Genomic DNA, 4,727 nt, shown 5'->3' on the forward strand with positions numbered 1-4,727 from the left:
CATCATCATCACGGCCATGACCATGACCATGACCATCATCATCACGACCATGACCATGACCATGATCATCATCATCACGACCATGACCACGGCCACCATCATTCCAACCATTTAGAAAATGATGGTTTTACTTCTATTTCTTTTCAAAGCGACAAGCCTCTTTCTCTTAAAAAATTCCAAGATTTTTTGGATAATAAATTGCCTGCAAATATTTTCCGAGCAAAGGGAATTTTGTGGTTTGAAGAAAGCCCTCTACGACATATTTTTCATTTGAGTGGTAAGAGGTTTACTATTAATGATGATGAATGGAAAGGTACTCCTAAAAATCAGTTAGTTCTGATTGGTCAAAATTTAGAACATGATCAGTTGCGAGCGCAATTAGAAGACTGTATTATTTATTAAAAAATTGGGAAATAGGTTGGAATTATTTTAAGCTTTCTAGAAACCAAAATATATTCTTTCTGATTTTTCTAGAACTACTGTACATGGAAATTTTTCTGTGTATAAAAATAATTAGAGGGGGAGTAAAATCAATGTTTGAATATTAGGAATGAGGAAATAAGCTAATAAATTTGACTTGAGATTTCTACGAGTAAAAACTATCTTTTATGTTCTTTTTCTGGGAAGTTCTATAGATGCCGTTTGGTATCTCTGAAAAGGTAAGGACTTTTGGCAAAAGAGTCAAGAGTAACGAGTCATATTAAATCCAGCAGTAATAGTGTGAGTACTCAGCCCTAACCCCTACCGTAATAGGAATGTGGGCAGATGGGGAGATCGAAAAATATTTGGCAATGGCGCTTCATGTCCGTTGGGGCACATTTGTGTAAATCCAAGAGTTAATATCTGGAAATTTAAGTTTTTTCTTGCTCTTAAATCTTCCTATTTCTTCCCTCTTTCTTCTTCCTTGTTTTCGCACTTACAATACCGATACTACCGGAAATGATATAAGTGTTGTGCAAAATTATATGAAATACGGAAAGTCATGCTACGAATAATTTCTCTGCTTAAAAGGCTTTACCTAGATAATGTAGGTTTGACTAAAAACAGGGTTCGGCTGTAACTAAATAGTATATAAACTATTTATACTAACTCCTGAGAAGGTCCTCCTGACTCCTTGAAAAAGTTGTACGTATTTATAGCCAAAATTTTAGTATTTCATATTAATTACATATATTTGACAAAGAAATATATGCGATAAAAAGCAAATATAAATTTATAACTTTATGAAATTCATGTTGAGATTTCAATCTATAAATTAGAAAGCTTATAGAAAGAATAACTGACTATAGTAATATAAGCATTCAGCAGTCAGCCATCAGCTATCAGCTACTTGTTATTAACTCATTATCATACTGGAGGGGAATTATCCGCCAAGGAGGATTAAAATTCATTTTAGAAATTGATACTAATTTCGATTTATTATTTTTCCCTAGTGCAGGATGGCGGAAATAACTAACCAGTTAAAAAAGGTTCAAAAGCTTGCAAAATAACCTTTCTTCCCTTCAGCATAGCTGCTATCCTAGATAACTAAAGCCTCCTGCCTTCTGCCTTTTTGCACTAGTTTTTTGTCGAAATAAAAAAATCTTTTTAACATTTAACTTTAACTTTTTTTGTTATGCGAGTTGTTATCCAAAGAGTTAGCTTTTCTCAAGTCAAAGTAAATGGAGATATTGTCGGTAAAATTGGCAAAGGATTAAATTTGCTTGTAGGTATTGCTGCTACTGATACAGAAGTAGAAATAGATTGGATGGTGCGTAAATGTTTAGACCTTCGTTTATTTCCCGATCCAGATAGTAATAATAACCGTTGGGAAAAATCAGTAAAAGAGATTAATGGTGAATTGTTAATAATTAGTCAATTTACTCTTTATGGAGACTGTCACAAAGGTCGTCGTCCATCTTTTGATAATGCTGCATCTCCTGAAGTTGCTAAACAACTTTACCAGCTATTTGTAGAGCGATTAAAATTGAGTTGCTTAAAGGTAGAAACTGGTATATTTGGAGCAATGATGGAAGTTAAAATTGATAATGATGGTCCGGTAACTCTTTTGTTAGAAAGAGAAGCTACTTAGGGTGTGTAATCAATTAATAATTAATAATTAATAATTAATAATTATTGCCTCTTCTTTTCAAGGAGACCATTGACTAATACCATTTCTCTATAACAATGCGCTTAATAATTGTTGTTCAGACCTTATTAAACTGATTATTCTCATCTTTTTTTATATTAAGTGCAACTTCATGGATAAATGCTATAAAAGGAAAATTTTTTCTTCTCTTGGTCAATTGTCGGCCAGGGACGAGACTTTGTTATCCCACCCTACGGGAAGCTCCGAAGATCGACCGCCTTTTTATCCTTTAAAGGAGAGGCTTTAAACCTTAATTAGGGTTTACTGAATAAAGTTTTTTGGTAAGGATAGGAGCCAGAATCCAGAATCCAGAAGTCAGGAGGAATGGGAATTATAGAGGAAATACTCAGCAGAATAGTACCTTGATTGTTCTGCTATAATCCTCCCAAAATGCTAACTTTTTAAGTATTTTAGACTTAAAAAAACGCACTTTTTTAGACCTAAAAATGCTAAAATCTTTGTCTATAAATGCTTTGATATTTAATCAGCAAGCCCTAATTATTCGATGATTATCAAAATATTTAATGCAATATCTATAGATTAAGCTATTTTTTTCACAACAAACAAAAAATATCTCTATGCTTAATTCTCTATAATATCTGTTACCTATTTACTTTTTCTCAAAATGATTTTCATAACTTAAATGTAAATCCGATATAAATACAATAGACATCTCCTCCAAAAGAGGAAGTAAGGAGTAGGTGGAAAGAATTAATGAATAAAATTACAATAATTAATTTGATTTTTTATCATCAGAGATATCTAATAAATAAACAATAAATATTTCAATATTTCGGCTTGACGAACCAATATGGGGGTATTTCCACACCACTTTTTGTCAATGGTAGAAATAAAATCGATGCTATACTATACTACTATAAGTAATGGAGTTACCTAACAAACAGGTATCATATTGGTATCATAATTGTTAAACTAGGGTATTTTTCAATTAAAAAATTTAGTTCGTATAATTTTAAATATTAAATAAGGAAGGCTATGGGATTTTTTGATTCAGAAGTAGTTCAACAGGAAGCTAAACAATTATTTGAGGATTATCAATCCTTAATTAAGGTAGGAAGTGATTATGGTAAATTTGATCGAGAAGGTAAAAAGATTTATATAGAAAAGATGGAATCGATTATGGAGCGCTATCGGATTTTTATGAAGCGCTTTGAATTATCAGAAGATTTTATGGCTCAAATGACTATGGAGCAACTGAAAACTCAGTTAAATCAATTTGGTATTAGTCCTCAACAAATGTTCGATCAAATGCACATAACTTTAGAAAGAATGAAGTCAGAATTAGAACAACAGTCCTAATTTGATCGAGATAAATAATTATTTACTATGTTAAGCAAATTATTTAAAATAATTTTTTTCTAAACTATTTACTTTTTGAAATTATAGGAAAAAATAGTTTTCTTTGTTTTCCCTAATTAGAGATATGGTTTTCAGCGATGAGGGATCACTTTCAATCTATAAGTTATACCTATGGATACTCTACGCTGTAGTTTTTTCAACCTCTTTGATTGTTGTCTTAGGTACTTAGGGTTTGCTGAATAAATTATTTTTGCTGGGGTAGGGACTCATACCAAATCCTGTTTTGAAAGTAAGGTTTATTGTAAGTTAAGACAGAAGGCAGAGGGCAGAAGCGGTGCGACCCCGCGTCGGCATCATATGCAAGTGGTCAGAACCCGCGACGACGCCAGCTCCCTTGCGGAACGCCGACCAAGAGAGGGAATACGCACTCCTGTGAGGCAGAAGGGTTAGAAAGGAATTTGAAAAACATGGTTTTGAAAACCGGATTTGGTATCACCCCTACTGCTCCCAGGAAGGGAAGTCAGGAAAAATGGGAATTACAGAGGATGTAGTTGGAAAAATGGTCTGTTAATTGTTCTGTCCTAAATAAACCTTTTGTGCTAACTTTTTGAACCTGTTTGACCTAACTTCTGACACTTTTTCCAGCTCTAAAAATGCTAAAAGCTTTATATGTCAATGATTTTAGATTTAATCAGCCAACCCTAAATATTCAATTGGACATAATATTAGCCTTTTGATTCAAATCAGGAAAATCAAACAAACAACAATAGCCTATCCATAATCTAGAAATATTTAAGATGTGCGACTTTCTACGAAACAATTAGGGTTCCTTGATCTTTAGCAGAAAGTCTGATTCTCAAAACTACCTAGGGTTTGCTGAATAAAGTTTTTTGGTAAGGGCAGGAGCCAGAATTTCCTACGGAATGCTACGCAAACAGAATCGGTGAATTTCCTACGGAATGCTCCGCAAACAGGAGGAATAGGAATTATGGAAGAAGTAGTCATAAGAATGTAACCGCTCAATAATCCGGGGTAAATCGGTCAATGGCAAGGCTCAAATGTCGTAAAATCGTTCCTAAACTGGTAGTCCGCCCCCATTTATTGAGCGGATACATAAGAATCGTCCCTTAATTGTTCTGCCATAATCATCCCGAAATACTAGCATACATGAGCTTTTTAGACCGAAAAGCTTGCACTTTTTTCGACAAAAAAAAGCTGAAACCAATATCAGTCAATGCTTTGATATTTAATCAGCAAGCCCTACCTATATAGCGCTGTG

The 4,727-nt window shown here is 33.6% G+C and carries 3 protein-coding genes; all 3 read left to right on the forward strand.

What is annotated here, in order from left to right; genetic code table 11:
• Positions 1-402, forward strand: a 402-nt coding sequence (locus AC3DU7_RS15470; RefSeq protein ID WP_488040224.1) for a GTP-binding protein, incomplete at its 5' end; no start/stop codon positions are given.
• A gap of 1,213 nt (positions 403-1,615) precedes the next feature.
• A complete protein-coding gene (gene dtd / locus AC3DU7_RS15475; protein WP_488040225.1) occupies positions 1,616-2,071 on the forward strand; it encodes a D-aminoacyl-tRNA deacylase in 456 nt (151 codons plus the stop codon).
• Between the two features lie 1,053 nt (positions 2,072-3,124).
• The gene (locus AC3DU7_RS15480) at positions 3,125-3,448 is read left to right on the forward strand and encodes a DUF1825 family protein (RefSeq protein ID WP_488040226.1); all 324 of its coding nucleotides are present in this window, start codon (positions 3,125-3,127) and stop codon (positions 3,446-3,448) included.
• Positions 3,449-4,727: the final 1,279 nt, after the last annotated feature.

The organism is Okeania sp., from assembly GCF_983059655.1.